25 protein-coding genes and 1 pseudogene are annotated in these 24,089 nt (G+C 59.3%); 9 read left to right on the top strand and 17 right to left on the bottom strand.

The genetic code is table 11. The features are described 5' to 3' along the window. Window positions 1-65: 65 nt before the first annotated feature. The 4 genes and pseudogenes from QUE41_RS08335 to QUE41_RS08320 all read right to left on the bottom strand — a co-directional run. Window positions 66-836, bottom strand: a pseudogene (locus QUE41_RS08335) (phosphotransferase family protein); the annotation flags it as partial. Then, a complete protein-coding gene (locus QUE41_RS08330) occupies window positions 814-1,521 on the bottom strand; it encodes a TetR/AcrR family transcriptional regulator (RefSeq protein ID WP_286342413.1) in 708 nt (235 codons plus the stop codon). The pseudogene QUE41_RS08335 and the gene QUE41_RS08330, both read right to left, overlap by 23 nt. Beyond that, the gene (locus QUE41_RS08325) at window positions 1,518-2,708 is read right to left on the bottom strand and encodes an acyl-CoA dehydrogenase family protein (protein WP_286342412.1); all 1,191 of its coding nucleotides are present in this window, start codon (window positions 2,706-2,708) and stop codon (window positions 1,518-1,520) included. Before QUE41_RS08325 ends, QUE41_RS08330 begins: the two co-directional genes overlap by 4 nt. Window position 2,709: 1 nt before the next feature. Beyond that, the gene (locus QUE41_RS08320) at window positions 2,710-3,381 is read right to left on the bottom strand and encodes a histidine phosphatase family protein (RefSeq protein ID WP_286342411.1); all 672 of its coding nucleotides are present in this window, start codon (window positions 3,379-3,381) and stop codon (window positions 2,710-2,712) included. Between the two features lie 95 nt (window positions 3,382-3,476). Between QUE41_RS08320 and QUE41_RS08315 the strand changes: the two genes are divergently transcribed. Both QUE41_RS08315 and QUE41_RS08310 read left to right on the top strand, forming a co-directional pair. Continuing rightward, on the top strand, window positions 3,477-4,253 hold the full coding sequence (locus QUE41_RS08315; protein WP_286342410.1) for an SDR family NAD(P)-dependent oxidoreductase: 777 nt from the start codon (window positions 3,477-3,479) through the stop codon (window positions 4,251-4,253). After that, complete coding sequence (locus QUE41_RS08310) at window positions 4,254-5,336, top strand: saccharopine dehydrogenase family protein (RefSeq protein ID WP_286342409.1); 1,083 nt, start codon at window positions 4,254-4,256, stop codon at window positions 5,334-5,336. Here the strand turns inward: QUE41_RS08310 and QUE41_RS08305 are convergent. From QUE41_RS08305 to asd, 5 genes are all read right to left on the bottom strand, one after another. Beyond that, window positions 5,321-5,650 (bottom strand): TM2 domain-containing protein, encoded by a 330-nt coding sequence (locus QUE41_RS08305; protein WP_286342408.1) that lies wholly within the window; start codon window positions 5,648-5,650, stop codon window positions 5,321-5,323. The two genes, QUE41_RS08310 and QUE41_RS08305, sit on opposite strands and share 16 nt — an antisense overlap. A 163-nt stretch (window positions 5,651-5,813) precedes the next feature. Beyond that, window positions 5,814-6,113: a peptidylprolyl isomerase gene (locus QUE41_RS08300; RefSeq protein ID WP_286342925.1), complete on the bottom strand. Its 300-nt coding sequence runs from the start codon at window positions 6,111-6,113 to the stop codon at window positions 5,814-5,816. A gap of 29 nt (window positions 6,114-6,142) precedes the next feature. Next, complete coding sequence (gene corA / locus QUE41_RS08295) at window positions 6,143-7,090, bottom strand: magnesium/cobalt transporter CorA (protein WP_286342407.1); 948 nt, start codon at window positions 7,088-7,090, stop codon at window positions 6,143-6,145. 113 nt (window positions 7,091-7,203) lie between these two features. Further along, window positions 7,204-7,563: a hypothetical protein gene (locus QUE41_RS08290; RefSeq protein ID WP_286342406.1), complete on the bottom strand. Its 360-nt coding sequence runs from the start codon at window positions 7,561-7,563 to the stop codon at window positions 7,204-7,206. A 123-nt stretch (window positions 7,564-7,686) separates the two neighbouring features. Then, window positions 7,687-8,799 carry an aspartate-semialdehyde dehydrogenase gene (gene asd / locus QUE41_RS08285; RefSeq protein WP_286342405.1) on the bottom strand — a complete coding sequence of 371 codons (1,113 nt, stop codon included), beginning with the start codon at window positions 8,797-8,799 and terminating at the stop codon, window positions 7,687-7,689. Window positions 8,800-8,947: 148 nt separating this feature from the next. Here asd and QUE41_RS08280 point away from each other — a divergent pair, with 148 nt between their 5' ends. Beyond that, the gene (locus tag QUE41_RS08280) at window positions 8,948-10,066 is read left to right on the top strand and encodes a hypothetical protein (protein ID WP_286342404.1); all 1,119 of its coding nucleotides are present in this window, start codon (window positions 8,948-8,950) and stop codon (window positions 10,064-10,066) included. On the opposite strand, the gene QUE41_RS08275 is transcribed toward QUE41_RS08280, so the two are convergent. Beyond that, window positions 10,027-10,899: a LysR substrate-binding domain-containing protein gene (locus QUE41_RS08275; protein ID WP_286342403.1), complete on the bottom strand. Its 873-nt coding sequence runs from the start codon at window positions 10,897-10,899 to the stop codon at window positions 10,027-10,029. The genes QUE41_RS08280 and QUE41_RS08275 overlap by 40 nt on opposite strands. Window positions 10,900-10,994: 95 nt before the next feature. On the opposite strand from QUE41_RS08275, the gene QUE41_RS08270 reads away from it, so the two are divergent. Beyond that, entirely contained in the window at window positions 10,995-11,948 is a 954-nt protein-coding gene (locus tag QUE41_RS08270; protein WP_286342402.1) for a TDT family transporter, read from the top strand. A 54-nt stretch (window positions 11,949-12,002) separates the two neighbouring features. On the opposite strand, the gene QUE41_RS08265 is transcribed toward QUE41_RS08270, so the two are convergent. Next, on the bottom strand, window positions 12,003-12,266 hold the full coding sequence (locus QUE41_RS08265) for a hypothetical protein (RefSeq protein ID WP_286342401.1): 264 nt from the start codon (window positions 12,264-12,266) through the stop codon (window positions 12,003-12,005). A 620-nt stretch (window positions 12,267-12,886) separates the two neighbouring features. On the opposite strand from QUE41_RS08265, the gene QUE41_RS08260 reads away from it, so the two are divergent. Both QUE41_RS08260 and QUE41_RS08255 read left to right on the top strand, forming a co-directional pair. Then, window positions 12,887-13,183, top strand: a complete 297-nt coding sequence (locus QUE41_RS08260) for a hypothetical protein (RefSeq protein ID WP_286342400.1) — start codon at window positions 12,887-12,889, stop codon at window positions 13,181-13,183. Between the two features lie 288 nt (window positions 13,184-13,471). Further along, window positions 13,472-15,385, top strand: a complete 1,914-nt coding sequence (locus tag QUE41_RS08255; protein WP_286342399.1) for an HD domain-containing phosphohydrolase — start codon at window positions 13,472-13,474, stop codon at window positions 15,383-15,385. Window positions 15,386-15,434: 49 nt separating this feature from the next. Here QUE41_RS08255 and QUE41_RS08250 read toward each other — a convergent pair whose 3' ends face one another. Together QUE41_RS08250 and dnaQ are read right to left on the bottom strand one after the other, a co-directional pair. Next, window positions 15,435-16,694, bottom strand: coding sequence for a TIGR03503 family protein (locus QUE41_RS08250; RefSeq protein ID WP_286342398.1), 1,260 nt, complete (start codon window positions 16,692-16,694; stop codon window positions 15,435-15,437). 3 nt (window positions 16,695-16,697) lie between these two features. Next, window positions 16,698-17,426: a DNA polymerase III subunit epsilon gene (gene dnaQ, locus QUE41_RS08245; RefSeq protein WP_286342397.1), complete on the bottom strand. Its 729-nt coding sequence runs from the start codon at window positions 17,424-17,426 to the stop codon at window positions 16,698-16,700. A gap of 66 nt (window positions 17,427-17,492) precedes the next feature. Here dnaQ and rnhA point away from each other — a divergent pair, with 66 nt between their 5' ends. Continuing rightward, the gene (rnhA, locus tag QUE41_RS08240; protein ID WP_286342396.1) at window positions 17,493-17,963 is read left to right on the top strand and encodes a ribonuclease HI; all 471 of its coding nucleotides are present in this window, start codon (window positions 17,493-17,495) and stop codon (window positions 17,961-17,963) included. 41 nt (window positions 17,964-18,004) lie between these two features. Here the strand turns inward: rnhA and QUE41_RS08235 are convergent, their stop codons facing one another. Next, on the bottom strand, window positions 18,005-18,751 hold the full coding sequence (locus tag QUE41_RS08235; protein WP_286342395.1) for a class I SAM-dependent methyltransferase: 747 nt from the start codon (window positions 18,749-18,751) through the stop codon (window positions 18,005-18,007). Window positions 18,752-18,921: 170 nt separating this feature from the next. Between QUE41_RS08235 and gloB the strand changes: the two genes are divergently transcribed. Continuing rightward, window positions 18,922-19,689, top strand: a complete 768-nt coding sequence (gene gloB, locus QUE41_RS08230; protein WP_286342394.1) for a hydroxyacylglutathione hydrolase — start codon at window positions 18,922-18,924, stop codon at window positions 19,687-19,689. A gap of 85 nt (window positions 19,690-19,774) precedes the next feature. Beyond that, window positions 19,775-21,355, top strand: coding sequence for a LysM peptidoglycan-binding domain-containing protein (locus QUE41_RS08225; protein WP_286342393.1), 1,581 nt, complete (start codon window positions 19,775-19,777; stop codon window positions 21,353-21,355). Between the two features lie 67 nt (window positions 21,356-21,422). Here QUE41_RS08225 and QUE41_RS08220 read toward each other — a convergent pair whose 3' ends face one another. The 3 genes from QUE41_RS08220 to QUE41_RS08210 form a co-directional block, all read right to left on the bottom strand. After that, a complete protein-coding gene (locus tag QUE41_RS08220; RefSeq protein ID WP_286342392.1) occupies window positions 21,423-22,616 on the bottom strand; it encodes an ABC transporter permease subunit in 1,194 nt (397 codons plus the stop codon). Further along, window positions 22,616-23,431 (bottom strand): ABC transporter ATP-binding protein, encoded by an 816-nt coding sequence (locus QUE41_RS08215; protein WP_286342391.1) that lies wholly within the window; start codon window positions 23,429-23,431, stop codon window positions 22,616-22,618. The genes QUE41_RS08220 and QUE41_RS08215 overlap by 1 nt, the downstream gene beginning before the upstream one ends. A gap of 119 nt (window positions 23,432-23,550) precedes the next feature. Further along, on the bottom strand, window positions 23,551-24,087 hold the full coding sequence (locus QUE41_RS08210; RefSeq protein WP_286342390.1) for a BsuPI-related putative proteinase inhibitor: 537 nt from the start codon (window positions 24,085-24,087) through the stop codon (window positions 23,551-23,553). Window positions 24,088-24,089: the final 2 nt, after the last annotated feature.

Raw genomic sequence — 24,089 nt, 5'->3', positions numbered from 1 at the left:
TCACCGTAGTAGGCCACCAGCTGGCGCCGGCTCCACATGCCCGGCAGATGGGTCGGCATCTGCCTGAGCATCTTCATCTCTGGCGGGTCCCCCGCCTCCACCCAGTAGGCCATGGAACATCCCAGGTCCATCAGGGGGTCGCCCACAGTGGCCATCTCCCAGTCCAGAACCGCACGGATCTGTGTAGGGTCCTCCGGGCTCAGCACCAGGTTGTCGAACTTGAAGTCGTTGTGGATCACCGCCTGGCCGGACTCCGGCGGGCGGTTGTCTGCCAGCCACCTCATCACCCGCTCTCCGCCTCGGGCGCCCGGGGTCAGGGCGTTGCGATAGCGCTTGCTCCAGCCGGTCACCTGGCGCTCCACATAACCCTGAGGCTTGCCCAGATCCGCCAGAGGTGTGCCGTCAATGGGCAGACTGTGGAGTGTCACCAGGGTATCCATCATGGTCTGGCACAAGGCAGACGCCTGGCTTTTGGCCAGCCCCAGATTCCCCGGCAGAGAGCGCCTTAAGATGATTCCCGGTTCATAGCTCATCAGGAAGAAGGGGTAACCCAGCACCTGATCATCCTGACAGCTGTGGAGCACCTGAGGCACCTGGGAAAAGCGGTCTGCCACCGCAGAAAGCATCCTCGCCTCCCGGCCCATGTCATGGGCGGTGGCCGCCTTGGTGCCCGGGGGGGGCATGCGCAGCACTATGGTGCGTTCAGAGCACTCCAGCTTGAAACTCAGGTTGGAGGCGCCCCCTTCGAAGGGGGTCACCGACGCCAGTTCCCCCAACTGGGGGAGGTGCTGCGCCAGATAGGCGCGCAGGGCTTCAAGGTTGAGGGATTGGGTCATTGCTGGTCTCTCCATGACACAGTAGTTGAACTCGGTTGAGCAGGTAGTCGGTGTAAGCGTCCACACTGACACCGGCTTTGCGAAAATGGCTGCGCCGCAGGTACCAGCCCTGGAGCAGATGCTTGAGCAAGCCGACGGCGATCACCGGCTGCTCCACCCGCCCCAGCTGCGTCAGGCTGCGAAGCAGTTCATCATCCACCTGCTCACTCAGGGCCAGCGCCTCCCGGCGAAGGGCGTCGCTCTGGTGGCGGGCCTCCATGTAGGTGAAGTAAAACCAGGGCTGCATCAGCTCACTCAGGTAGAGGTGATAGCGGCAAATCGCCTGAAGTTGCCGCTCTTTGGGCAGAGCCCGAATCATCGGCAGCAGAACCTGCTCGAACTGAACCCGGATAAACCGGTGAATGGAGGCGGCCAGCGCCTCCTTACTGTCGAAGTAGCCGTAGAGCCCCCCGAGGCTGAGGCCACTGGCCTCACTGAGCTGACGCAGGGTCATGGCATGGAACCCCTTGAGGTTTGCCAGCTCAAAGGTGGCATTGATGATGGCCGCCAGCCTGGCGTCGGTGCGCTTGGGGTTCTTCTGCTTCAGCTGAGGCAGACAGTGTTCCCGAAAGCTCTGCCACAAACGGTCTGGCTGCCAACGCAGTTGCCGCTGAAACTGCTCCAAAGAGCAGGCAATCTCACTCATCGATGTGCCCTGAGCAGGTGTTTGGCTGCCGACAGTTTATGCACCTCGTCAGGGCCATCGTAGATACGAGCGGCACGCTCCTCCCGATAGAGGAAGGCCAATATGGTGTCGTCGGTGACGCCAAGGCCGCCGTGAAGCTGAACCGCTGTATCCACCACCTGCTGCAGCATGCGGGCGGTATGAAACTTGATCATGGCGATCTCCGCCCGCACCGTGGCAAAGTCCTCCTTGTCCACCTGCCAGGCGGTGTGCAGGACAAACCAGCGTGCGGCCCGGTGTGCCGCTGCGGCTTCCGCCAGCATCCCCTGGGCCAGGGGTTGCTCTCCCAGGGTCTTCTGAGCGGTGATCGCCCGCTGATTCAGGTAGCCTGTGGTCTCATCCAGCGCCCGTTGCGCCAGCCCCAGCCAGCGCATGCAGTGGTGTATCCGCCCTGGTCCCAACCTGGCCTGAGCCAGGGCAAACCCCTGCCCCGCCTTGCCCACCAGGGCATCCGCCGGCAGTTTGACGTCGTCGAACAGCATCTCGGCATGGCTGAAGGGGCCGTGTCCCTCGCCGCCCATCACCGAGATGTTACGGATGCGAGTGACACCAGGGGCATCCATGGGCACCAGCAGCATGGAGGCCTGCTGATGAGGAGGCGCTTCCGGGTGGGTCTTGGCCATCACTATGGCAAACTCAGCGCCCTCGGCCGCGGTGGTAAACCACTTGTGGGCATTCAGGTGCCAACAGTCACCATCGAACTCCGCCTCACTGTTCATCATCAGCGGGTTGGATCCGGCCAGCTGACGCTCTGTCATGGCAAAGCAGCTGCGAATCTCCCCTTTTGCCAGGGGCTCCAGGTAGCGACTGCGCTGCTCGGCGGTGCCGCAGTGAAGCAGCAGTTCGGCATTGCCCGCATCCGGGGCCTGACAGCCAAAGGCAAAGTGCCCCAGGGGCGAGTAACCCAGAACCTCGGCCAATTGAGCAAACTCGAGGAGCGACAGGCCCATACCGCCCAGTTCGGTGGGCAAGTGCGGCGCCCACAGCCCAAGCTCGCGAACGCTCTGGCGCACCTCCTCCAGCTCGCCCATCAGGGTGGCGTAGTCGTGACTGAGCAGCAGAGGTTCGAGGGGAATCAGTTGCTCCCGAACCAGAGAGGACGCCTCGTCGCAGGCGGTTTTCAGGCCGGGTGAGAGGGAAAAATCCATATTACCTCCATGTCAGCATATCCTGTCGGCGCAAGTGGCCATTGATGTTGAACGCCTGCAACTGCCACTGTCCGCGGGCATAGCGCAGGTGGGTTATACTACAGTTATTAACCTGGTGAATAAGTTCAGCCATATGAGAGGCTTGTGCCCCCAGGGCTTCGCCTGCGACCAGGCTGATGACACCACCGCTGGTCACCGCCAGAGTGGGCTTGTTCCCCTGATGGTGCTCGGCAATGGCCTCGAGGACCCGATGTCTGAACTGACTGAAGCTCTCCCCTTCACGCTGACCATGGTCCGCAATCCAGACCCTGAGGGCTTCGCTCATCAGAGGCAGGAAATAGCGCATATCCTGACTGGCTTCCTTGGGGGTCAGGGACAACCCCAGCCGCTCGCACGCCGCCGGCCAGTAGAGGGGGATCAGCTCCATGATCTCCAGCTCGTTGAACCCCGGGTCCTGCCGGTCGGTGGGGGTAAAGCCTCCGCCCCGGCACAACCCTTCCAGGGTCTGGCGCTGACGTTTCAGGCTGCCGCTGACCAGGGTGGCATCGGACAGGTTCCAATCCGCCAGCTCCTCACCCAGACAGAGCGCCTGCCGCTGACCCAGGTCGCTCAGTTGGTCGTAATCCGGACTGCCGAACATCGCCTGACCGTGACGGAGCAGATAGAGATCCATAAGAAGTTTCCGAGATGAGACTTGTTTTCACCCTACAAGCTGTTTAGTTTATCGTCAATAACGAACGAACGTTCGTTTTTACCAGGAGGTATCTGATGAACAAGGAGTGGTTAATCACCGGAGCCACCGGGGGATTGGGGCGCGAATTGGCCAGACTGGGGCAGGACCAGGGGGCCAGGCTGTGGCTGCTGGACCGGGACGCCGAGGCGCTGGCTGCTCTGAAGGAGGAGCTGGGGGAACACCACCTGACTCTGGCCGGCGACCTGACAGACACAGACTATTTTCATGCCTTGCAGTCGATGATGGAGGAGCATCAGCCCGGCTTCGACTGGGTGTTCAACAACGCCGGCATCGCCTCAGGGGGACGCTTCGAGTCCCTGCCGGACAGCGAATGGCAGCGCTGCCTGGACATCAACTTGATGGCGGCAGTCCGTTTGTGTCGCACCGTCAGTGGCGCCATGGTGCCAGGCAGTCATCTGGTCAACATCGCCTCCATGGCCGCCCTGGCCAACGCCCCCTCCATGGCCACCTATAACGTCTCCAAGGCCGCCCTGGTCAGCCTGAGTGAAACCCTCAGGCTGGAGTGGCACAGTCGCAATGTGGGTGTCCACGTAGTGTGCCCTGCCTTCTTCCCCAGCCCCCTGCTGGAGTCCCTCAACCCCCAGGGCGTCAACATGGCCAAGGTGGCGGGCAAACTGATGGCACGCTCTGAGCTGAGCGCCGCCGATGTGGCCAACTACGTTGTGCAGCGGGCCCGCAAAGGGGAGTTTCTGATTCTGCCCCATCGCAAGTCCCGCCAGGCCTGGTGGATGAAGCGTTGGTTGCCGGAACATTTCTTCAATCTGATTTTGCGCCAGGCGCAGGGAGCCTAGATGAGCAGCACTCAATGGATGATATATGGAGCAAATGGCTACACCGGGGAGCTGATTGCCCGGGAAGCGGTCAAGCGGGGGCTGACCCCGATACTGGCAGGGCGCAGCATCGAGAAGATCCGGCCCCTGGCCAATGAGCTCGGTCTGGAGTGCCGCAGTTTCTCTCTGGACCAGATCAAGGCAGACGCTCTGGGCGATGTCGGCCTGGTGTTGCACTGTGCCGGTCCCTTCTCCGCCACCGCCGAACCCATGATGCAGGCGTGCCTCAGGTATGGCTGTCACTACCTGGACATTACTGGGGAAGTTGCGGTGTTTGAACGGGCCGCCGCCCTGAATGACCGGGCGCGAACTGCGGGAATCGTGCTGATCCCCGGAGTGGGGTTTGACGTGATCCCCACCGATTGTCTGGCGGCACGGCTCAAACATGCCCTGCCCGACGCCAATCACCTGGCCCTGGGGTTCGACAGCCGCTCCGGTTTCTCGCCAGGAACGGCCAAGACCTCGGTTGAAGCCCTGCCTCAAGGCAGTCTGGTGCGCCGCGATGGAAAACTGAAGCCGACGCCACTGGCGGCCTACACCCGCACCATCGCCTTTGGCCAGGAGCCCAAGATGGCGGTGGCGATCCCCTGGGGGGACGTGTCCACCGCCTGGCACAGCACCGGCATCGACAACATAGAGGTGTACATTCCCATGTCACCGAGGAAGATCGCCCAGTTAAAACGGATGAATCTGTTCAGAGGCGTACTGGGTTGGTCATGGGTACAGCGATTGATCAAGGGTCGCATCGAGCGGGAACTCAAGGGCCCCAGCGACGACCAGAGGCAGCGCCATACCACCTGGGTGTGGGGCGAAGTGCGCAACGCCAAGGGGGAGTATGTTGAAGGACGGGTGCACACCGCCAACGGCTATGATGTCACCGTCAGCGGCGCCCTGGCGGTCACTGAGCATCTTCTGTCCCAGCCTGACGCCAGCGGTTACCACACGCCCTCAACCCTGATGGGCTGGGCCCTGGTGGAGCAGCTGCCCGGCAGCGGCAGCATTGAGCTCTGCCCCAGGGACGAGGCGCGTCAGCCGGCAGCCTGACGCAGACGAAACTGGAACTGCTGGGTGTTCATCCTGAAGGTGCGCACCGCTTCCATCAGGCTCAGGGCGGTGGGCACCAGGGTCCAGCAGAACGCCAGATACAGGGTGCCCTTGATGTGCTGTCCCAGGTAGAACTTGTGGGCACCCAGACCGCCCAACAACAGGCTGAGCCAGGCGGTCAGGCGACGACTCTTGGGCCGGGCCAGAGGGTCCACCCCACCGAAGGCCTCCATATGCTGACCGGCGCCACATTCGCCACACACAATGTCGGACAGCTGTACTCTCTGACCGCATTGACCACAACTTAATTTCATCTTGCTATCCCCTAGCCACCGCTTTGATGAGGCCAGCATTATGCGTACATGTGTTCGCTGAGATCCAGGTTTAGGATCACACTTCTGATCTTTGTTCGTCGGTGAATGGGCAACAAAAACAACAAAGCCCGCCAATAGGCGGGCTTTCTCTTCTGCCACAGGCTCAGCTGCGGTAGAGGGTCTGAATCAGGTGATAACCAAACTTGGTCTTAACCGGGCCGTGCACTTCCAGCACCGGCTTCTTGAACACCACGTTATCGAACGCCTTCACCATCTGACCCGGGCCAAACTCACCCAGGTCTCCCTGGCGGCGTTTGGAGGGGCACAGGGAGTGCTTCTTCGCCAGCTGGCCGAAGTCCGCGCCCTTGGCGATCATCTGCTTCAGTTTCAGGGCTTCCTGTTCTGTCTTTACCAGGATATGTCGTGCCGAGGCTCTGGCCATGATGCGCTCCGTCTGAAAAATTTGGGCGGCATTGTAGCCCAGCCCCGCAACTACAGCCAGCCCTTGCGCTTAAAGAACCAGTAGGTGCCCACGGCGCTGGAGAGCATCAGTCCCAGGGCCAGGGGGTACCCCACCTCCCAACGCAGCTCAGGCATGGAGATAAAGTTCATTCCATAGATGGAGGCGATCAGGGTCGGTGGCAGGAACACCACGGCGGCAACCGAGAAGATCTTGATGATCTTGTTCTGCTGCAAACTGGTGAAGCCCATGGCCGCATCCAGCAGGAAGTTGATCTTATCAAACAGGAACTGGGTATGGGGCAGCAAGGACTCGATGTCAGAGAGCATCTCCTTGACGTCCTTGATCTCCTCTTCGTGCAGGTGGCGACGATAGTAGCGCTGCATGAAGCGCAAACCCCGCTGGGTATCCAGCAGCGCCAGGCGGATCTTACCGTTTCCATCCTCCTGCAGGGTGATCTGCTTGAACACCTCGTCCAGCTTGTCGTTGTCGAACACCTCTTCGGACAACTCATCCAGTACGGTGTAGACATCCTCCAGCTGATCAGACAGGTAATCCACCTTGAGGTTGAACAGCTCCACCAGCAGGGCTTCCGGTCGGTCCGCCTCCACCCTGCCCAGGCGCAGGTAGTTGCGCATCAGACGGATAAGCCCCACATCCTCTTCACGGATGGTGAACAGGCGACTGGGCTGAACCAGGAAGAAGACGTTGATGGCGCGGACCTCGTGGCCCACCCGCTGTGGGAACAGGGAGTTGATGTGCAGCCCATCGTTATCCAGGTAGAAACGCGCGGAGGCCTCAATCTCGTTGATGTCCTCCTCGTCGGGCGCCTCTTCATACAGATAACGAGACAGCCACTGACGCTCGTCATCGTCGGGGCGAAACAGATCGATCCACAGGGTATGTTCAGGGATGCCATCCTCGACACCGAGTTCCCGGGTTTCCCATACATCGTTACGCAGAATGTAGGCGGTGATCATTGGGAGCTCTCCTTGGAGATCGTTTTTGTTCTTTGGCGAAGATAATACAGACTTGTTGCCAAAATAAAACGGGGCAACGATAACCGTTGCCCCGTAAGTTTAAATCTTAGTCATTATTCTATTGGAGAAATTTCCATGCGCTCGGTGCTGCCCAGCTCCACATAGAGGCCATCGCGGGTGGTGAACTGCCTTCCATCCAGGTCCTTGCGATACACTTCGTAGAGGGTTTCACTCTGATACTCGGCGTCGATGACCCGCACCTGCAGAACCTGCTGCCCCTGGTACCACTGCCAGCCGGAGAAGGCCGCTGCCACCAGCATTACCACCCCGGCAATGGCGGGTGCCAGAAAACGCAACCAGCTCGATGCCATGGAGGGGAGCTCGGCTTCCTGCTTACGTGCGGGGGCGCGCCTCTTGGTGCCCATCAGCACCACGGTAATCACCAGCAGGGTGACCAGAATCTTGGTCAGCATCGATACTCTACTCCAGCAAAAGGGCCCACCCAGGATTGAAGGTCGGCCCCATAATCAATGCCGGGCAGTATAGCCCGGCCAACCGGTGCGCCGCGACCGCAATCCGGGAAAATATGCGCTGGATCAGGCCTGTCTGGCCACCAGAATGGTCAACATACGACGCAGTGGCTCTGCCGCTCCCCACAACAACTGATCGCCAACGGTGAACGCCGACAGGTATTCCGGTCCCATGGCCAACTTGCGCACCCTGCCCACTGGCACCGACAGGGTGCCGGTGACGGCGGTGGGAGTCAGCTGTTCACGGCTGGCCTCCGGCGTATTGGGCACCAACTGCACCCAGTCATTGTGCTGGGCAATCAGCTGCTCAATCTGCTCCAGGGGCAGGTCGCGCTTAAGCTTGATGGTCAGCGCCTGGCTGTGGCAGCGCAGCGCCCCCACCCGAACACAGAGCCCGTCGATGGCAATGGGCTGCTGCTCGCTGCCCAAAATCTTGTTGGCCTCAACCTGGGCCTTCCACTCCTCGCGGCTCTGGCCGGATTCCAGAGGTGAATCTATCCAGGGGATGAGGCTGCCCGCCAGGGGTACCCCAAACTGAGAGGCGTCCAGGGTGCCCGAACCCATCTTGGCGGTCACCGCCCGCTCAATCTCCAGAATGGCCGAAGCGGGATCAGTCAACTGGTCAGCCACCTCGTTGTGCAGCTCTCCCATCTGCGTCAGCAACTCCTTCATGTGACGGGCGCCGCCACCGGAGGCCGCCTGATAGGTCATGGGGCTGACCCACTCCACCAGGTCCGCTTCCAGCAGGCCGCCTATGGCCATCAACATCAGAGAGACGGTGCAGTTACCGCCGACGAAGGTGGTCTTGCCCTCATCCAGTGCCCGGTCGATGACATCGCGATTTACCGGGTCCAGCACGATCGTGGCGTCATCGTCCATTCTCAGGTTGGAAGCGGCGTCTATCCAGTAGCCTTGCCAGCCTGACTGGCGCAGCCTGGGATAGATCTCCTTGGTGTAGTCCGATCCCTGACAGGAGACGATCGCCTCCATCTGCTCCAGGCGTGCCAGGTCAAAGGCATCCACCAGAACAGGCTCACTGGCCCCTTTCGGCGCAGCTTGACCCGCCTGGGAGGTGGTGAAGAAGGTGGCTTTAATGGTGTCAAAATCCTGCTGCTGATGCATACGCTCCACCAGCACCGAGCCCACCATGCCTCGCCAACCTACTATTCCGACTTTCATACCGCTCTCCCTCAACAGACCACAAAATAGACTGTGGTCGACGTTAGCATTTGGACGGCTAAACGTCTACACGCGATTCTCCGGCTCACCGGGTTACCTAAGAGTTTTTTCTGATAGAATGGCCAAAGGTTATGAGTCAGGGCAGCGAATGAAAGCGAAACCTATCTGGGCATTGATGGCAGTTGTGGCCGGCTTCTGGTGTTTTCACCAGGGCAGCGCCATGCCTTCAGATCGCCTGATGAGGTTGCTCAGCCTGACCTCTTCCCCGGACGCCAAGGCCCAACAGGAGCAGGATCAAGCGCTTGCTTTCCAGGCTGACTCTGCCGATCAAGCCGCTGTTTCTACCATGACCGCGCCGCCCCCGGTGGCCGCAAGCTCACAACAGGCCGAGGCCCTCTCCGAGGACTCAGAGGCCAACCCGGCTCATCCTCACTTCGGACTGTTTCGCTCCTCACGCACCGCAGCGGTTCCCGCCGACATCAGCGCCCCAAACACACCAAGCTATGCCAGGCTGATCCAGCCTGGTGCGCCCGATTACGATAAGCTGGTGGCGATGCTTGAGCCCGGCAAGGCCAGCCTGGTGGTCGGTGACATGCTGCTGATTCCACAAATGGTGAACGGCGAACTGCTCTTCTCCGAGTACAGCCTGGCTGAAGCGCAGTTTATCTATGAGCACCCGGAAAGATTCGTCGATGGCCAGTTGGCCATGTTCATGGCGGACAAGATGATGGGCCCCTGGAGTGAAAACTGGGGACTGGCACCGGGTCAGGGTGTTGACCCTGTCTACCACTTCTGCAGGCAGGCTGGCTGCATATTCCGTGGCAGCTACGAGACCACAGCTCAGGCCGAGGCCTTCGTCGATGCATTCCGTCGAGCCAACCCAGGGCTGCTGGTGGACCCCATAAGTTGGGAGGGCAATCTGGTGGTCAGCTATCTGGACCCGGAAACCGCCGTTGCCCTGTTTGACGCCAATGGCCGCCCCGCCATTCCAGAATTCGGTGCAGATGGCCGTCCAAGGCACCCACTCTACGACAGAGAGGGCAACCCGGTGGAAATCATGCTGCCCATCCCGTCAGATCTGGCCAATGGTCCTCACCCACCGCCGCTGCCCCCAGGGGCACACCCTCACCACCCAGGCGGCCACGACGTGGTCCTGCCGCCCATTCACCTGTTGGATGACCTGCTGGGGGATGAGCCTCCCTTCCTGCCAGTGGTTCCGCCGCAGGGTCAGCGCATCGACAGCAGCTTCAGCGCCGACGCCACCTGAGGCAGGGCGCGGTTACCCTGCCCCCACACGATGTAGAGCCGCCGTAAGATGGGCTCTGGCAGATGAATCCGACTGATCACCTCCCTGTCCAAGGCCTCATCGCAGGCCAGCCGGGACACCAGGGCACACCCCAGCCCGGACTGTACCGAGCGCACCACCGCCTCCAGGCTGCCCAGCTCAAGTATCCGAATCTCTGGCTTCAACCTGGGCCGCAGGTGATGATCAAACTGCTCACGACTGCCGGAGTGGCGCTCTCTGAGCACCCAGGTCTCTTCAGACAGCAGCCCCCAATCCGCCACTTGCCCTGACAGAGGGTGTCCGGCGCGGGCAATCAACACCATCTCATCATCCCGCCAGTGGCAGCGTTCCAGTTCAGGCTCCAGGGTCTCGCTCTCAATCAAACCGAGATCCAATTGATGGGCCACCAGAGCCTGTTGTATCTCGGCACTGTTGGCCAGCCGAACTTCCCCGCAAAGCCGAATCTGTTGCAGTGCCTCCCCCAGCAGAGTCGGCAGCAGATAGTTGCCTATGGTCAGGCTGGCGCCAAGACGCAGGGGCACCTGGGAGTCGCCGGGTTCAAACAGGGCCAGGATGCTGGCCTGACGGTTCAGCATCTGCTCGGCCAGGGGCAACAGCAGGTGACCACGGGCATTGAGGTGCAACCTCTGCGCCTGTCGTTCAAACAGAGATACCCCCAGCTGGGACTCCAGCGCTTTGATCCCCTGGCTGACGGCGCCGCGAGTCAGAAACAGTCGCTCCGCGGTGACGCCGAGGTTACCGGTCTGCGCAACGAAGCAGAACAGCCGAAGCTGCTTGAGAGAAAGGTCTACCATATAGAGTTTCTAAACAGTTATTGCGACATATTCGATATTAATAAACAGCGTATCGAGGGACAATGGCCACATCAAGCAGAACCTGAGGTTTTTCCATGAGCACTCTCCTCCATCAAAAGTCCCAACACCTCCCCACTCCCATGGCCGGTCTGGCACTGGGCATCGCCAGCCTGGGACTGTGCCTGGAGCAAAGATTGGATGCGGGATTGTGGATTCAGCTGACCCTGGCCACCGTCGCGGCAGCGCTCTGGCTGATGCTGACAGTAAAGTTCCTGCTGCACCCCTCTTTATTGCGAAAGGAGATCGCCTGTCCGCTGGTGGGCAGCGTAATCCCCACTTACGCCATGGGCGCCATGATCCTCTCCAAGACCCTGGGGCTGTATCAACCCGGGGCTGCCACCCTGTTGTGGAGCGGTGCCGTGGTCATGCACCTGATTCTGATGACCCTGTTCCTCTACCACAGGCTGAAAGAGCCCAGGCTCACCACCATGTTACCCAGTTGGTTTGTGCCCCCGGTTGGGATCATTGTGGCTGCCCTCTCCTACCCCAATGACGCCGTCTACCCATTGGCAAAGGGCCTGATGTGGCTGGGACTGGCCAACTACGCCTTATTGCTGCCGCTGATGATCTACCGGTTGACCTGCCACCGCTGGGACGACCCCAAAGGCTACCCCACCTTTGCGATTATGGCGGCCCCGGCCAGCCTGGCACTGACCGGTTACCTGGCGGTAGTGCATCAACCTGACACCCTGATCATCAACACCCTGCTGCCTCTGGCACTGCTGATGACCACCCTGGTGTACCTGGCCATGTTCCGGCTGCTGCGTCTGCCTTTCAGCCCAGGGTATGCGGCGTTCACCTTTCCGCTGGTGATCTCCGCCACTGCCCTCTATCAATGTTTGGACAAAGCCGCCATGGGCGCGTCAGAGCTGACTGCGGTGCTAAGACCACTGGCCGACCTTGAGCTGTTGCTGGCCAGCCTGATGGTGGGCTATGTGGCGCTGCGCTACGCGGTCCACTTCTGGCCCAGCCGCCAGCCGGGACAATAACCGCTCTCCTTCACCACAGCGCCCACGAGCTCGGCAGTCCGGAAGTCCAAACCCTCAAAAAAGCGCACCTGGCTCACTGCCCAAAATAACACCAGCGTGAGCCAGGTCACCTTCCCCCAGCGCTACTTTTCGGTAACAGAGCGCAGAAACTCTCGGACTTTGGCGATTTCCCATCGATTTTTGCCCACCCCACCCCAGATATGCAGGATTATATCCTGCTGCCAAACGGGCATTTTGCAGCCATTTATAGATCAAACGATCCTGCAGAAACACAATATCTTTCATTGGGACAGAGTGACCAAGAAGAATCACCTCCATCAATATTCCTTATTCCTCTGCTATCCACCCCAGGGGTGAGTGATTCACGCTACCCCGGTTCATCAGGCAAGTTGAATCTACTTATCAATGTAATGCCAATAGGAGATCCACTTAACACTTATTTTCTTAAGTTATGGGTCAGTAAAGGATTTCTGTGTTTATATAAATTTCAAGATTAAGGCCACACAAATAGCAGAGGTTAATATGGAAGTATTAGAACTCGTAGGCAGCTGTCTAGTGTTATTCGCATGTTTGTGTCTTACTGGGATGGCGTTGTTTTATCTTGCCTCTCTGGTGGTCGCAGCATTGGTCTTTGTTTCCGGACTTTATCGAAAGGAGCGCGGCAGCCGAAACCCTATCGTTATTGCCTGGGAGCAGAACAGGGACCGTCGCTGGCCCCGCAGCCCCAGGACCTGGGAGCAACGCAGCATCGGCTGATGGCCTTAATCGAAACAACATGAGTTGTAGAGTATTAAATTATTCTAATGGCTCAGGAAAGGCGCTAATTAACACCATCCAATATTCAGAGTGAATATTAGTGCGGGGAGCACCCTTGGCATAATTAGCGCCATTAATTTTATGTTCACAGATTGACGAAAAAAAATATAAGGGAGTCAATAATGGACCAAAAAGTAAAACTGATCGATCTGGTACACCAAGTTGGTTGGGTTTACGACTCTACGGCCGTCACTCAAGAGCCGGATGGTAAACTGGTGTTCTGGAAAATTCCTCTCCATGAAGTGTTGGCCCTGCGCAGCATTCATCACTCCAAGTCGCTACGTAAAGAGTTGGGCAAGGATTTTGAGCGCTATGTAATGAACACCGAAAGTCGCAAGCTGAAATTGGCCGTCGACTGGCATCACGGGGTGATCAGTGCCCTCAACTACATAGACGCCGAAAGAGCCATGGCCTCTTAACCGTTTTTGGCGGGCTGCAGTCCTCGACAGTCACTACCTCTCACTGCAGCCCTGCCTCTTTTATTTTGGACGGTCGCGGATCCCAACCTGCGCTACCTCTCGCCGCGACCGGTCCTTTTTTGCCCCTTCTGAGCTAGCCCCCCGTTACACCGGCATTAATTCAGTTTTGCCTCCTATTCATACGCTTAGCTATTGGAACTTCTAACATTTACCGCTAAATTGGAATTGGGCGAACCCTGAGTTAACCAAGATGGACGCCGATTCGGCGAAGAACCGGAGCCAACCGCCATGACCAGCACAAGCACTGCGCCAATCAAGGTTGATGTACTGGGGATCAGTGGCCTGCAATGGGCACTGCTCGATGCCGACCTCAAGGTGCATCAGGCCAGCGCGGAGTTCCTTGCCAACTTCGCCGCAAACCAGGACTTGCCCCTACCCCTGCACCAATTGCTGCCCACCCTCAATGCGGATCAGCAGATGAGCCTGCGTTATCTGCAGCAAAGGACCCAGTTCCAATGCGTCTCTGTCCAAGGTAAGGGGCTGCACTGCATCGCCGCACCAACGGGCAATGCTCACCTGCCCATCTGTCTGTCACTGATGGCGTTTGACCTGGACAACCGCTGGCTGATGGAGCTCCACCCCAATTACAACCACGCGCTCTACTCCAGCGATCAGTGGATAGCTCACCTGGAAACGGTGATCAAAAGCGCCCCGGAGGAAACCCTCAATCAGCTGGTCAGCCGGGCGGTGCACATCACCCAGTCTCAGGACGGATATCTGATGCACTACAACTCAGGCAAGCGAGCGCTGAGCCTGACCGCAAGACACCGAATACGCAACCTGGAATCAGAGCCGTTTTCCATCGACACCTGCCCCTCCCTGGCCATCTGTGTCGATGAGTCCAGTGCCTACATCTGCAACGATCTCGACAGCGAGCCCCTGCCCTTTTTGACCGGGCAGAGTGTCCGCAATCATTTGAGCGTACCTGTGACCTATCGCGGAGCCATCGTCGGGGTGGTGGGGGTGTTTAACCGGGACAAGCCCTATACCGAGGTGGATGCCAAAAGCCTGATGGTGTACGGCACCATCATCTGGCACGCCATCCAGTTGCCTAAGACCCTTAAGGTGGTGGCTGAGCAATCCCGCGTCATTCGGCAGCAGAAACAACAGCTGAACCATTCTCTGGTTCAACTGGTGGGCGCCATTGCCGATGCCCTCGAAGTCAATGATCCCTACACCGCTGGCCATCAGCGTTCTGTCGCCAAGCTGGCACACCGCATTGGACGCAGAATGGGGCTGACCCACCACCAACTGGAGGGCCTGAAGCTGGGTGGCCTGATCCACGATATCGGCAAACTGGCCATCCCCACTCAGTTGCTGACCAAGCCTTCACGCCTGACAGACGAGGAGTTTGACCTCATCAAAACTCATTCGGAACGGGGCGCGGAAATCATCAAGGATGTGGAGTTTCCCTGGCCCATTCGCGACATGATCCTGCAGCATCATGAGCGACTGGATGGATCCGGCTACCCCTATGGCCTGAAGGAATCGCAGATACTCATCGAGTCCCAGATTCTGGCGGTAGCCGACGTGTCCGATTCCATCCTCTCCCATCGCCCCTACCGGCCGGCCCTGGGTTTTGACAAACTCAAAGAGGTGCTGATGCAGGGGCGAGGCACAGAGTTCAACAGCGAAGCGGTGGACATCTGCCTGGAGTTTCTCTGTGAAGAGCGCACCCAGTCTGTGGATTGCATCGACGCCATCCCACTGGGCAAGGTGCTGACACTGGACCTGGACGCCACCCTGGCTCAGGCAGAGGAGAAGATGAACCGGGCCGACCTCAGTGTGGCCCTGGTGATGGATGAGGATGGCCATACGGTGCGCGGCTACATCACCAGCGCCATGCTCACCTTCTGGCACAGCCCTCTGCTGGATACCGCGGCGGAGCGCACCCTGGACCGGGAGCTGCAGCACCGCAAGCTGCATCAGGTGATGAAACATGAAGTGCCCAGCATCGAGCGCTGCGCCTCCCTGGAGAACGCCTCCACCCAGCTGCAGGCCTCACACGAACACTTCCTGCTGGTGACCGGGGTTAATGGTAACCCTGTGGGCATACTGACCTGGCCTCCTCTGGCCCAGGCTCTGCAAGACAAGCTGGCCAACAACCAGGGTCTCACGCCGACGACTTCGCCAACCGCCTGATTTCACTCAGCCACAGACAAGAAAAAGCCGGGAAATTCCCGGCTTTGTTTTATCTGTCACTGTCTGTGGTCAAGTCGATCTTATCCGGCTCAATCTCCGGCTCCTCCACCAGAGGGACAGCTTCAAGCTGCTCCATCAGGCGCATCCTCTTGCGCCAGAACAGCAAAACGCCCAGACCAAACAGCAGCAGCACGGCATTGGCCCCAACCACGATGCTGATGACCCGAAAACGCGCCGCATCCTCTTTCTCCTGCATCTGCTCCTGAACCAGGGCGGCCCGCTCGGAGGGACTGAGGCTTGGCGGCGGTGGCGGCGCCACATAGAAATTGAGCTCAGGCAGGTTCAGGAAAAACTCCTCTCCTGACGCCGTGGTGCCCACGGCGGTGCCTTTGATCAGATAGCTGCCCATCTCCATCACCATCGGCAGAGGATAGCTTTGCACCTCCTCCTGGGGGGTCACCGTCAGCTCCCCCATCATGCCCGATGGCGCACGAACCTGGATCACCAGATGCAGCTCTCCCGGCATCAGATCCTGCTGGTCCACATTGACCTGCACCCGGTACTCATCGGGGTCGGTCCCGGGCTTCTGCGGTACCGACAGCCTGAAGGGCTGAGGGATGATCTCCAGGTCCTGGTCGACGGTGCGGTTAAACACTTCGTTGCCCACTTCAAGCCGCAAACCATAGAGGCCAGAGGGCTGGTCAAAATCCAGGGAGGAGGTGAAGTGGCCATCACTGGGGCGCTCGTCCAGCTTGGTGCCATCATCCTCGAAGCCGCCAATTTTCTTCACGCCAGCGGCGTAGTTTTCATCGCCGCGGCGGTTGGCACTGACCAGGTTCACCTTCCACTTGAGCATCTTGTGGAAGTCCCGGATGGAGAGGGTGTTGTTGTCGCCCTCGATGCTGGCGTGGAGCTTGATGCGCTCCCCGCGAAACACCTTCTTCGGCAGAGGGTCCAGCTTCAGCTGTATGTCGCTGATAAGGAGGATTTTACTGTTTTCGCTGACCTGGCCAATGAGTTGCCAGGGGCCTGGAGTGGGGTTGGCGACCCGGATCATGTCGCCGCCGGGGCCCTCGCTCCAACTGACGTTCTTCGGATGGCGGTGGGAGTACCACTTGCTGCCGTCGGGCAGCACCACAATGACCGGCGAGCTGTGCTCCTTACGCTGGACCAGCATGGTGATGGCTTCAATGCCATAATCCACCCGAAAGCGGTTATCCAGCAGTTTCAACGCCTGCGGCGATAGCGCCCAGGCGCGTGTCCCCGCCAGCAGCAGGAACAGCAGAAACACCGCCTTCCATCGACTCATCCTCTACCCTCTCAGCCAGATCGGTTCGCTGACCAATCCAAGTCGCTCCTCGTGTCTACTGATATCATCGGCCGAGCAGGCGATCACTTTAAGGGGTTGGCGGTCACTTTTCAGGCGAACGATGCCGCCGCCTTCACCATCGGCACCGGAAGCCAGCTCCAGGGCCTTCTGGCCACCGGTCATAAACAGGTACACATCCGCCAGAATCTCGGAATCGAGCAGTGCGCCGTGGAGGGTTCGATGGCTGTTGTCGATGCCATAGAAGCGGCACAGGGCATCCAGGTTCAGGTTGCCCTGAATCTCACCTTTGCTCTTCTTCTCCCTGGCCACCTGCAAAGTGTCGACCACGGTGCAATGGTCCTGCAGCTTGCCGTACCGGCCCAGCATCTGGAATTCGTAATCGATGAAGCCGATATCGAACTGGGCGTTGTGTGCAATCAGTTCGGCGCCACGGACGAACTCCATGAAGCCGTCCACCACCTCATGGAACAGCGGCTTGTCCGCCAGGAACTCATCGGTGATGCCGTGTACCTGAATCGCCTCCTCATCCACCGGACGATCCGGCTTGATGTAAACGTGAAAGGTACGGCCGGTCAATTTGCGATTGACCATCTCCACACAGCCGATCTCAATCAGGCGGTGCCCCTCGTAGTGAGGGCCCCCGTCCTGGTTCATACCTGTGGTTTCCGTATCGAATACGATCTGACGTACTGGGGTATTGATGTCTGTCATAATCCTGATTTGCAACAAGTTGCGGTATACTGCACCGCTTAGGCTCCGGCTATGGTAACAATTTAAATGACTCAACTAAAATCTGTCACTCTCTACACCGATGGCTCCTGCCTGGGCAACCCGGGTCCTGGCGGCTACGGGGTGTTGCTGCGTTATCGTCAGCACACCAGAGAGATGAGCGAAGGCTACCGCCTGACCACCAACAACCGCATGGAGATGCTGGCAGCCATCGTCGGACTGGAAAGTCTGAAAGAGCGCTGCGTGGTGGACCTGCATACGGACAGCCAGTATCTGCGCCAGGGCATTACCCAGTGGATCCACGGCTGGAAGCGCAAGGGGTGGAAAACCGCCAGCAAGCAACCGGTGAAAAATGTCGACCTTTGGAAGCGGCTCGACGAAGTCACCCAGAAGCACCAGATTGAGTGGCACTGGGTCAAGGGGCACTCAGGTCAGCCGGAGAACGAACGGGTGGACGACCTGGCCAGAGAGGCCGCCTCTGGCAGCGACCTGAAAGAGGACACCGGCTACCAGCCTTAACACAACCAAGAGGGCCCGCGGCCCTCTCTTGCTATTCAGCTCTAGCGTTCGAGGGTTTGACGGCTCTCGGCAGCTGTTCGACCGACAGCCGCCGGCGAGGTGATCAGGCGCTTTCTGGGACGCCACCTGGGCCGGACTGGGGTCATGGGCACCGCCACCTTTCTGGCCACCAGCATATACACCGACGCCAAAGACGGAGTTTGCTGCGCCATCCACTGCTGCGGCCAGACGAAACGATCCGGCGACCACAACAGAGAACTGAACGCCAGCGGCTCCTGAGCCACCAGCTGATAGCCCAACACCCCCAGCCAGTCTCTGACCCGGTTCGGGGTAAACATTCTTCCCTTCCAGGGGTAGCGCTTGCGCAGGCTGGGGGAGAGCAACCCCAGGCCGGCAGGACTCAGAGGGTTAAAGCCGATGATCACCAGATGCCCCCCCTCCACCAGCACCCGGTCGGCCTCACGAATCACTCCGTGGGGGTCCTGATGAAAGTCCAACACCATGGGCATGATGCAGGCATCAACACTGCGACAACGCAGGGGCAGATCATCGACCTCGCCCCAGGCATCGCCCCCCTCGGCATGGATGGCTACCTGATGGCGGATGGAGCAGAGACGGGAGTTGAGATCCGTGGCAAGAGGGCCCAGTTTGATCAGGTGATAGCCAAACAGCCTGGGCCACCAGTTGTCCAACCCGGCAGACACCTGCTGCTGCAGCCAGTCGCCCCAGGGAAGTTGGGACCAGTTGGCCGGAGGTGCGATGGAGTCGAAGCTGTAGGCTGGACGCATTAATCACCATTTTCCGGGTACATTACGCAGTAAAGATAACTGACAATAGGCATTGAGCGCCAGTACCTTAGACCCGGCTTCACTCCCGTAATCCGACGGCATCAAGTTTTACTTCCCCGCCACCCCGTTCCCTCTTACACTGGTGACTCACTCCCTGTGGAAGTTCCGCCATGCTGAGCATTACCCCCATCCCCGCGTTCGACGATAACTACATCTGGTGCCTGCATACGGGCGACCACGCCTGGGTGGTGGACCCCGGCGACGGCAATGCGGCGGCGGCCTATCTGTTGGAGCAGGGCCTGGAGCTTAACGGCATACTGATCACTCACCACCATCACGACCATGTGGGCGGCGTTGCCACTCTGCGGGGCCACTGGCCTGAAATGGAGGTGGTGGTTCCAGCCGGCTCTCCGTTTGACGGGGGCAGCCAGTTTGCCAATGAAGGCAGCCAGATTCTGCTGGAGGGGCTGAATCAGATCGCCAAGGTCACCCTGTGTCCTGGTCACACCCTGGATCACTGTGCCTACCAGGTGGGCCACCACCTGTTCTGCGGCGACACCCTGTTCAGCGGCGGATGCGGCCGACTGTTCGAAGGCAGCGCCGAGCAGATGTACGACTCCCTGCATAAGTTGCGACACCTGGGGGCCTCCACCCTGCTCTACCCCGCCCACGAGTACACTCTGGCCAACCTGGCCTTTGCCCTGGCGGTAGAGCCGGATAACCAGCAACTGCAGGCGTATCAACACCGCTGTAGCAAGCTGCGTCAGGACAAGATCCCCACGCTGCCTACCAGTATGGCCAATGAACTGACCATCAATCCCTTCCTTCGCAGCCACCTGCCTCAGGTTCAGGCGGCTGCCGAACAGCACAGTGGTCAACCCTGCGCCGACAGTGTGGCCTGCTTTGCACAGCTGAGAGCCTGGAAAGACAAATTCTGATAAAGAGGGTACAATCCCGAACCACTATTGCCTGGCGTAAGCTGATTCTTGCGCCGCAATCCAGGCCGATAATGGTAAATAATTGATGAAAAAGAGCCTTTCTGCTTTGTCCCTGGCTTTGCTGCTGGCGGGATGTCAATCCCTCGGCGGCGGTGAGCCAGAGCAGGACAACCCAGTAACCAACGCCGAAGCGCCCCTGACCGCAGAGCCTGTCGACCAGGGCAACGACAACGACGAGCAGGAAGCTCAGGAAGTGGTCCCCGCCCCCGCCAAAGATGTGTGGGAGCGGATCGCGCGCCAGATGACTCTGGAGGTGCCGGATAACCAGCGCGTCAATAAGTTTCGCAAGTGGTACAAAGCCAACCCCCGCCACATTGAGATCATCTCCGAACGTGCCGATCCCTACCTCTACCTGATCGTTGAAGAGGTGGAGAAGCGGGGCCTGCCCATCGAACTGGCTCTGCTGCCGGTGGTGGAGAGCTCCTTTGATGCCTTCGCCTACAGCCACGGCGCTGCCGCAGGCCTGTGGCAGTTCACCAGCCCCATGGGCAAGCATTTCGGACTTCAGCAGAACTGGTGGTATGACGGCCGCCGGGACGTGGCCGCCTCCACCCGGGCCGCCATGGATATGATGGAGTACCTCTACAATAAGCTGGATCACAACTGGCTTTACGCCCTGGCCGCCTACAACACCGGCGAAGGGCGAGTGTTCCGGGCCATCAAACGTAACAAGGCCAAGGGCAAGCCCACCGACTTCTGGTCTCTGGATCTGCCCAGCGAGACGGAGCGCTACGTGCCTCAGCTTCTGGCAGTCGCCGACGTCATTCGAAACGCTGAAGAGTACGGCCTCGACCTTAAGCCTGTGCCCAACGCCCCTCGCCTGAAGGAGATCGACGCCGGCAGCCAGATCGACCTCGCCCTGGCGGCGGATATGGCCGACATGTCGGTGGCCGATCTGCACAAGCTGAACCCGGGGTACAACCGTTGGGCGACCGCTCCGGACGGCCCCCACACCCTGTTGCTTCCCCTGGATAAGGCAGACGGCTTTATCACCGCCCTGTCGGACACCGCCTCCACCGAAAGGGTGAACTGGCTGCGCTACAAGATTAAGCCCGGTGATTCCCTGGGCGTGATTGCCAAGAAATACCACACTCGCATCGGCATCATTCAGTCGGTCAATGGCATCGAAGGCAATATGATCCGCGCTGGCCAGCACCTGCTGATCCCGGTGGCAGCCAAGGATCCCGAGCTCTACCCCTTCAGTGCCGAGCAGCGCCTGGCCAGAAAGCAGTCCAAGAAGCGAGCCAACTACAAGATTGAGCATACGGTCAAATCCGGGGACTCTCTCTGGACCATTGCCCGGGCCAACAAGGTCAAGGTGTCTCAGCTGGCTTCCTGGAACTCCCTGGCCCCCAAGGACACCATTCGTCCTGGCCAGAAACTGGTGATCTGGGTTAACCGCATCAGCAAGAACGAGGACAAGACCTCGGTGATGCGTCAGATCAGCTACAAGGTTCGCAGTGGCGACTCCCTGGCCCGAATCGCCAAGAAGTTCAACGTCACCGTGACCGATCTGGTGCGCTGGAACCAGTTGGATGCCAAGAAGTACCTGCAGCCGGGCCAGAAGATGACCCTGTATGTGGATGTCACCAAGATCAGCAGCTAACAAAGCAGCCAAGAGTGCAAAAGGGCCGCGTCAGTGCGGCCCTTTTTTGATCGCCTTGTTTGCCCCCCTAGCGAAACAGCACGGATTCACGGCTGAACCACTGAACACAGCACCAGAGCAGCAGAGTCGAGAGAATCAGGTTGGAGGCAAACACCGCAGCCAGATCATGATAGGCAAAGGTGCCCTTCAGCAGATCCTTGATGGCCAGGGAGATGTTGAAGATGGGGTACCAGGCATTGGAGGAGGTCAGCTCCGCCCCGGGCATGGTGGCCACCATCGCCGGAACCAGCACCGCCACCTGCAACCCGCCCATGTAGTTCTGCCCCTCCTTGAAACTGGTGGCAAAGATGGAGACCGCCAGCAGGATCGCCGAAAACACCCCGGAGATGGGCAGCAACAGGGCGAGAAGCAGCAGCAGGTCAACGGGATTCACCATCTTCGCCAGGGTGACAAACACGCCAAGGTCGAGCAAGGTACCGACAGCGGTCAGCCACACCAGGGCACTGACAATAGTAAGCAGGGTCAGGGTCATTGAGGTGGTGACAATCACCAGAAACTTCCCCAGAACCAGGGTAGTACGAGGCTGGGGCACCATCAGCAGTGTTTCCAGGGTTCCCCGCTCCTTCTCTCCGGCCCCAATGTCCAGGGCCGGCAGCATCGCCCCCATCATGCACAGGAACAGCAGAATGTAGGGCAGGACACTGCCTACCCTTTCACCGATATCCTGTCTGGCCTGAGCGGTCCCCACGTGCTCCAGCGCCAGTGGCGTATGCAGCCTGCCCTGCACCTCCTCCGACACCCCGTGGTAGGCCATAAATCGCCCCAGCCATTGGGTACTCAGAACCTCCAGCCGCTGCTCAACCGGGCGAAACTGACCGTGGTTCTGTGTCTGGTCGTAGAGAAGCTGCCAGCGGTTCTGGCTGGAGATCACCGGATCAAACCCCGGCAGCAGTGACACCACCAGCTGCAGCTTGCCGCTGTTGATCTGCTCAGGCAGAGGCGTGGCGCTGTCAGACTGCGCCAATTCCAGGTGGGGCACCTCCTTTAGCGCGTCGACCACCTGTTCACGCCAGGGCGACTCCCCCACAACGGCAAAGTGGATCGCCTCCTGCTGCTTGCTCATCAGCATCTGGTAACCCAGCACTCCGACCACCAGGATGAGTGCAGGCAACACCACGGTGGGGAACAGCACCACGAAGGTCATGGTTTTTCGATCCCGCAGCACCTCCTTCAGCTCCTTGAGCCACACTTTTCCTACCATCAGGCCACTCCCCGGGTTTGCCCCTGAGGGGGCTGACTCAGCCTCTGCTGGCATCCGACAAAGGCCTCGCGCAGTGCATTGGGGTCGCGACTGCCGGCGAATTCGATAAGAGAGCCTTCAAATACACATAATCCCTGCATCACCACGGCAATGCGATCGCACAGCAGACTCACCTCCTCGAGTCGGTGAGTCGAAAAAATAACTGGCCTATTCTGTTGTTTTTGACTATGAATAAAGTCAAGCACCGCTTGGGCGGACATGATATCCAGTCCGGTCGTAGGTTCATCGAGAACTATGACTTCGGGTTGGTGAATGACCGCCCTGGCGATGCCCGCCCTCTGCTTCATCCCCAGCGACAACTCCACCACCTTGCGTTGCAGAAATGGCGCCAGCTCCAGTTGGCTGGACAAGGTATCGATCCGGTTGGCGATCTGTGCGGGAGAGAGGCCATAGAGTTGGCCGAAGTAAACAAGATTTTCCTCGACACTGAGGCGTTCATAGAGGGAGGTAGAGGCAGACAGAAACCCAATTTGGCGCCTCATCCGCTCAGGCTGCTTGTGCCACTGATGGCCGTTGATCTCTATGCTGCCCCTATCCGGGGTCAGCACCCCTGAGAGCATTCTCAGTACCGTGGTCTTGCCTGCACCGTTGGGGCCGAGCAACCCCAACACCTCGCCAGGGCGGGCGCGAAAACTGACCGATTGTACCGAGTTGAAGAAACCATCCTGAAGCCTGGGATCCAGGCGCTTACACTGGGTCATCTCCCCGGACTTGGGTATTGCGAAACGCTTGGCCAACCCCTCGACAATGATCATCGCAACGCCCCCCAAAACACACCTGAACCTTAACTATAGTTCAAGCAAATTAGATAGCTGCGAATCGTGAGCGGGAGAGGAAAAGAAAACGCCCCGGTAAAAACCGGGGCGCTCAGAGACTATTTCAGGGTGATCTCCACCCTGGCACTGCGGGGTTTGTCTATGGTGTTGAGCTCCACCTGAAGGTTGTAATCGCCAGGCTCCAGGGCCGACAGGACCTCACTGCTGATGGTAAAGGTCAGTGCCTTTTCCGCCCCCGCTTCCAGGGGCCAGGGTCGCAGAGCCTGGGTGAACATGCGCTCATGGCTAAACTGCCACACCGGTTGCTTGCCCTGGGACAGAATCAAGTCCGCGGTCATGCCCGACAGCAGGGTCAATTCCATAGTATGGTCGGTGGTGTTCTCGACCTTGGCGGCCACATCCAGTGGGGTATCCCGCGGCCAATGGCTGTCGGACAGCATCAGGGAGAGAGTGGGCTGAATCACCCGCACCTCCGGGTCCAGTTGCTTCATGACAGACTCCTGCTCCTTGAGAGGCTGGGCCTCTACCTTGACCTGTTTGGGCGCAGGCGCCTGCTCCTGAGTCTGCGCCGGCTCTTCCTGCTGATTGCAGCCCGCCAGGGCAATGGCCGCACATAGGGTAGCGACTCGTAACATAG

The sequence above is a fragment of the Ferrimonas sp. YFM genome (genome assembly GCF_030296015.1).
In the GTDB taxonomy this organism is placed as follows: domain Bacteria; phylum Pseudomonadota; class Gammaproteobacteria; order Enterobacterales; family Shewanellaceae; genus Ferrimonas.
The sequence above is the reverse complement of the archived record's forward strand: the minus strand, read 5'-3'. Positions and strand labels throughout refer to the sequence as shown.

Bases quoted from the DNA above. Each gene is read 5' to 3' on its own strand.
- QUE41_RS08330 (WP_286342413.1), bottom strand. From the start codon at position 1,521: ATGAGTGAGATTGCCTGCTCTTTGGAGCAGTTTCAGCGGCAACTGCGT.
- QUE41_RS08325 (WP_286342412.1), bottom strand. From the start codon at position 2,708: ATGGATTTTTCCCTCTCACCCGGCCTGAAAACCGCCTGCGACGAGGCG.
- QUE41_RS08320 (WP_286342411.1), bottom strand. From the start codon at position 3,381: ATGGATCTCTATCTGCTCCGTCACGGTCAGGCGATGTTCGGCAGTCCG.
- QUE41_RS08315 (WP_286342410.1), top strand. From the start codon at position 3,477: ATGAACAAGGAGTGGTTAATCACCGGAGCCACCGGGGGATTGGGGCGC.
- QUE41_RS08310 (WP_286342409.1), top strand. From the start codon at position 4,254: ATGAGCAGCACTCAATGGATGATATATGGAGCAAATGGCTACACCGGG.
- QUE41_RS08305 (WP_286342408.1), bottom strand. From the start codon at position 5,650: ATGAAATTAAGTTGTGGTCAATGCGGTCAGAGAGTACAGCTGTCCGAC.
- corA (WP_286342407.1), bottom strand. From the start codon at position 7,090: ATGATCACCGCCTACATTCTGCGTAACGATGTATGGGAAACCCGGGAA.
- QUE41_RS08290 (WP_286342406.1), bottom strand. From the start codon at position 7,563: ATGCTGACCAAGATTCTGGTCACCCTGCTGGTGATTACCGTGGTGCTG.
- asd (WP_286342405.1), bottom strand. From the start codon at position 8,799: ATGAAAGTCGGAATAGTAGGTTGGCGAGGCATGGTGGGCTCGGTGCTG.
- QUE41_RS08280 (WP_286342404.1), top strand. From the start codon at position 8,948: ATGAAAGCGAAACCTATCTGGGCATTGATGGCAGTTGTGGCCGGCTTC.
- QUE41_RS08275 (WP_286342403.1), bottom strand. From the start codon at position 10,899: ATGGTAGACCTTTCTCTCAAGCAGCTTCGGCTGTTCTGCTTCGTTGCG.
- QUE41_RS08270 (WP_286342402.1), top strand. From the start codon at position 10,995: ATGAGCACTCTCCTCCATCAAAAGTCCCAACACCTCCCCACTCCCATG.
- QUE41_RS08265 (WP_286342401.1), bottom strand. From the start codon at position 12,266: ATGGAGGTGATTCTTCTTGGTCACTCTGTCCCAATGAAAGATATTGTG.
- QUE41_RS08260 (WP_286342400.1), top strand. From the start codon at position 12,887: ATGGACCAAAAAGTAAAACTGATCGATCTGGTACACCAAGTTGGTTGG.
- QUE41_RS08255 (WP_286342399.1), top strand. From the start codon at position 13,472: ATGACCAGCACAAGCACTGCGCCAATCAAGGTTGATGTACTGGGGATC.
- QUE41_RS08250 (WP_286342398.1), bottom strand. From the start codon at position 16,694: ATGAGTCGATGGAAGGCGGTGTTTCTGCTGTTCCTGCTGCTGGCGGGG.
- dnaQ (WP_286342397.1), bottom strand. From the start codon at position 17,426: ATGACAGACATCAATACCCCAGTACGTCAGATCGTATTCGATACGGAA.
- rnhA (WP_286342396.1), top strand. From the start codon at position 17,493: ATGACTCAACTAAAATCTGTCACTCTCTACACCGATGGCTCCTGCCTG.
- QUE41_RS08235 (WP_286342395.1), bottom strand. From the start codon at position 18,751: ATGCGTCCAGCCTACAGCTTCGACTCCATCGCACCTCCGGCCAACTGG.
- gloB (WP_286342394.1), top strand. From the start codon at position 18,922: ATGCTGAGCATTACCCCCATCCCCGCGTTCGACGATAACTACATCTGG.
- QUE41_RS08225 (WP_286342393.1), top strand. From the start codon at position 19,775: ATGAAAAAGAGCCTTTCTGCTTTGTCCCTGGCTTTGCTGCTGGCGGGA.
- QUE41_RS08220 (WP_286342392.1), bottom strand. From the start codon at position 22,616: ATGGTAGGAAAAGTGTGGCTCAAGGAGCTGAAGGAGGTGCTGCGGGAT.
- QUE41_RS08215 (WP_286342391.1), bottom strand. From the start codon at position 23,431: ATGATCATTGTCGAGGGGTTGGCCAAGCGTTTCGCAATACCCAAGTCC.
- QUE41_RS08210 (WP_286342390.1), bottom strand. From the start codon at position 24,087: ATGTTACGAGTCGCTACCCTATGTGCGGCCATTGCCCTGGCGGGCTGC.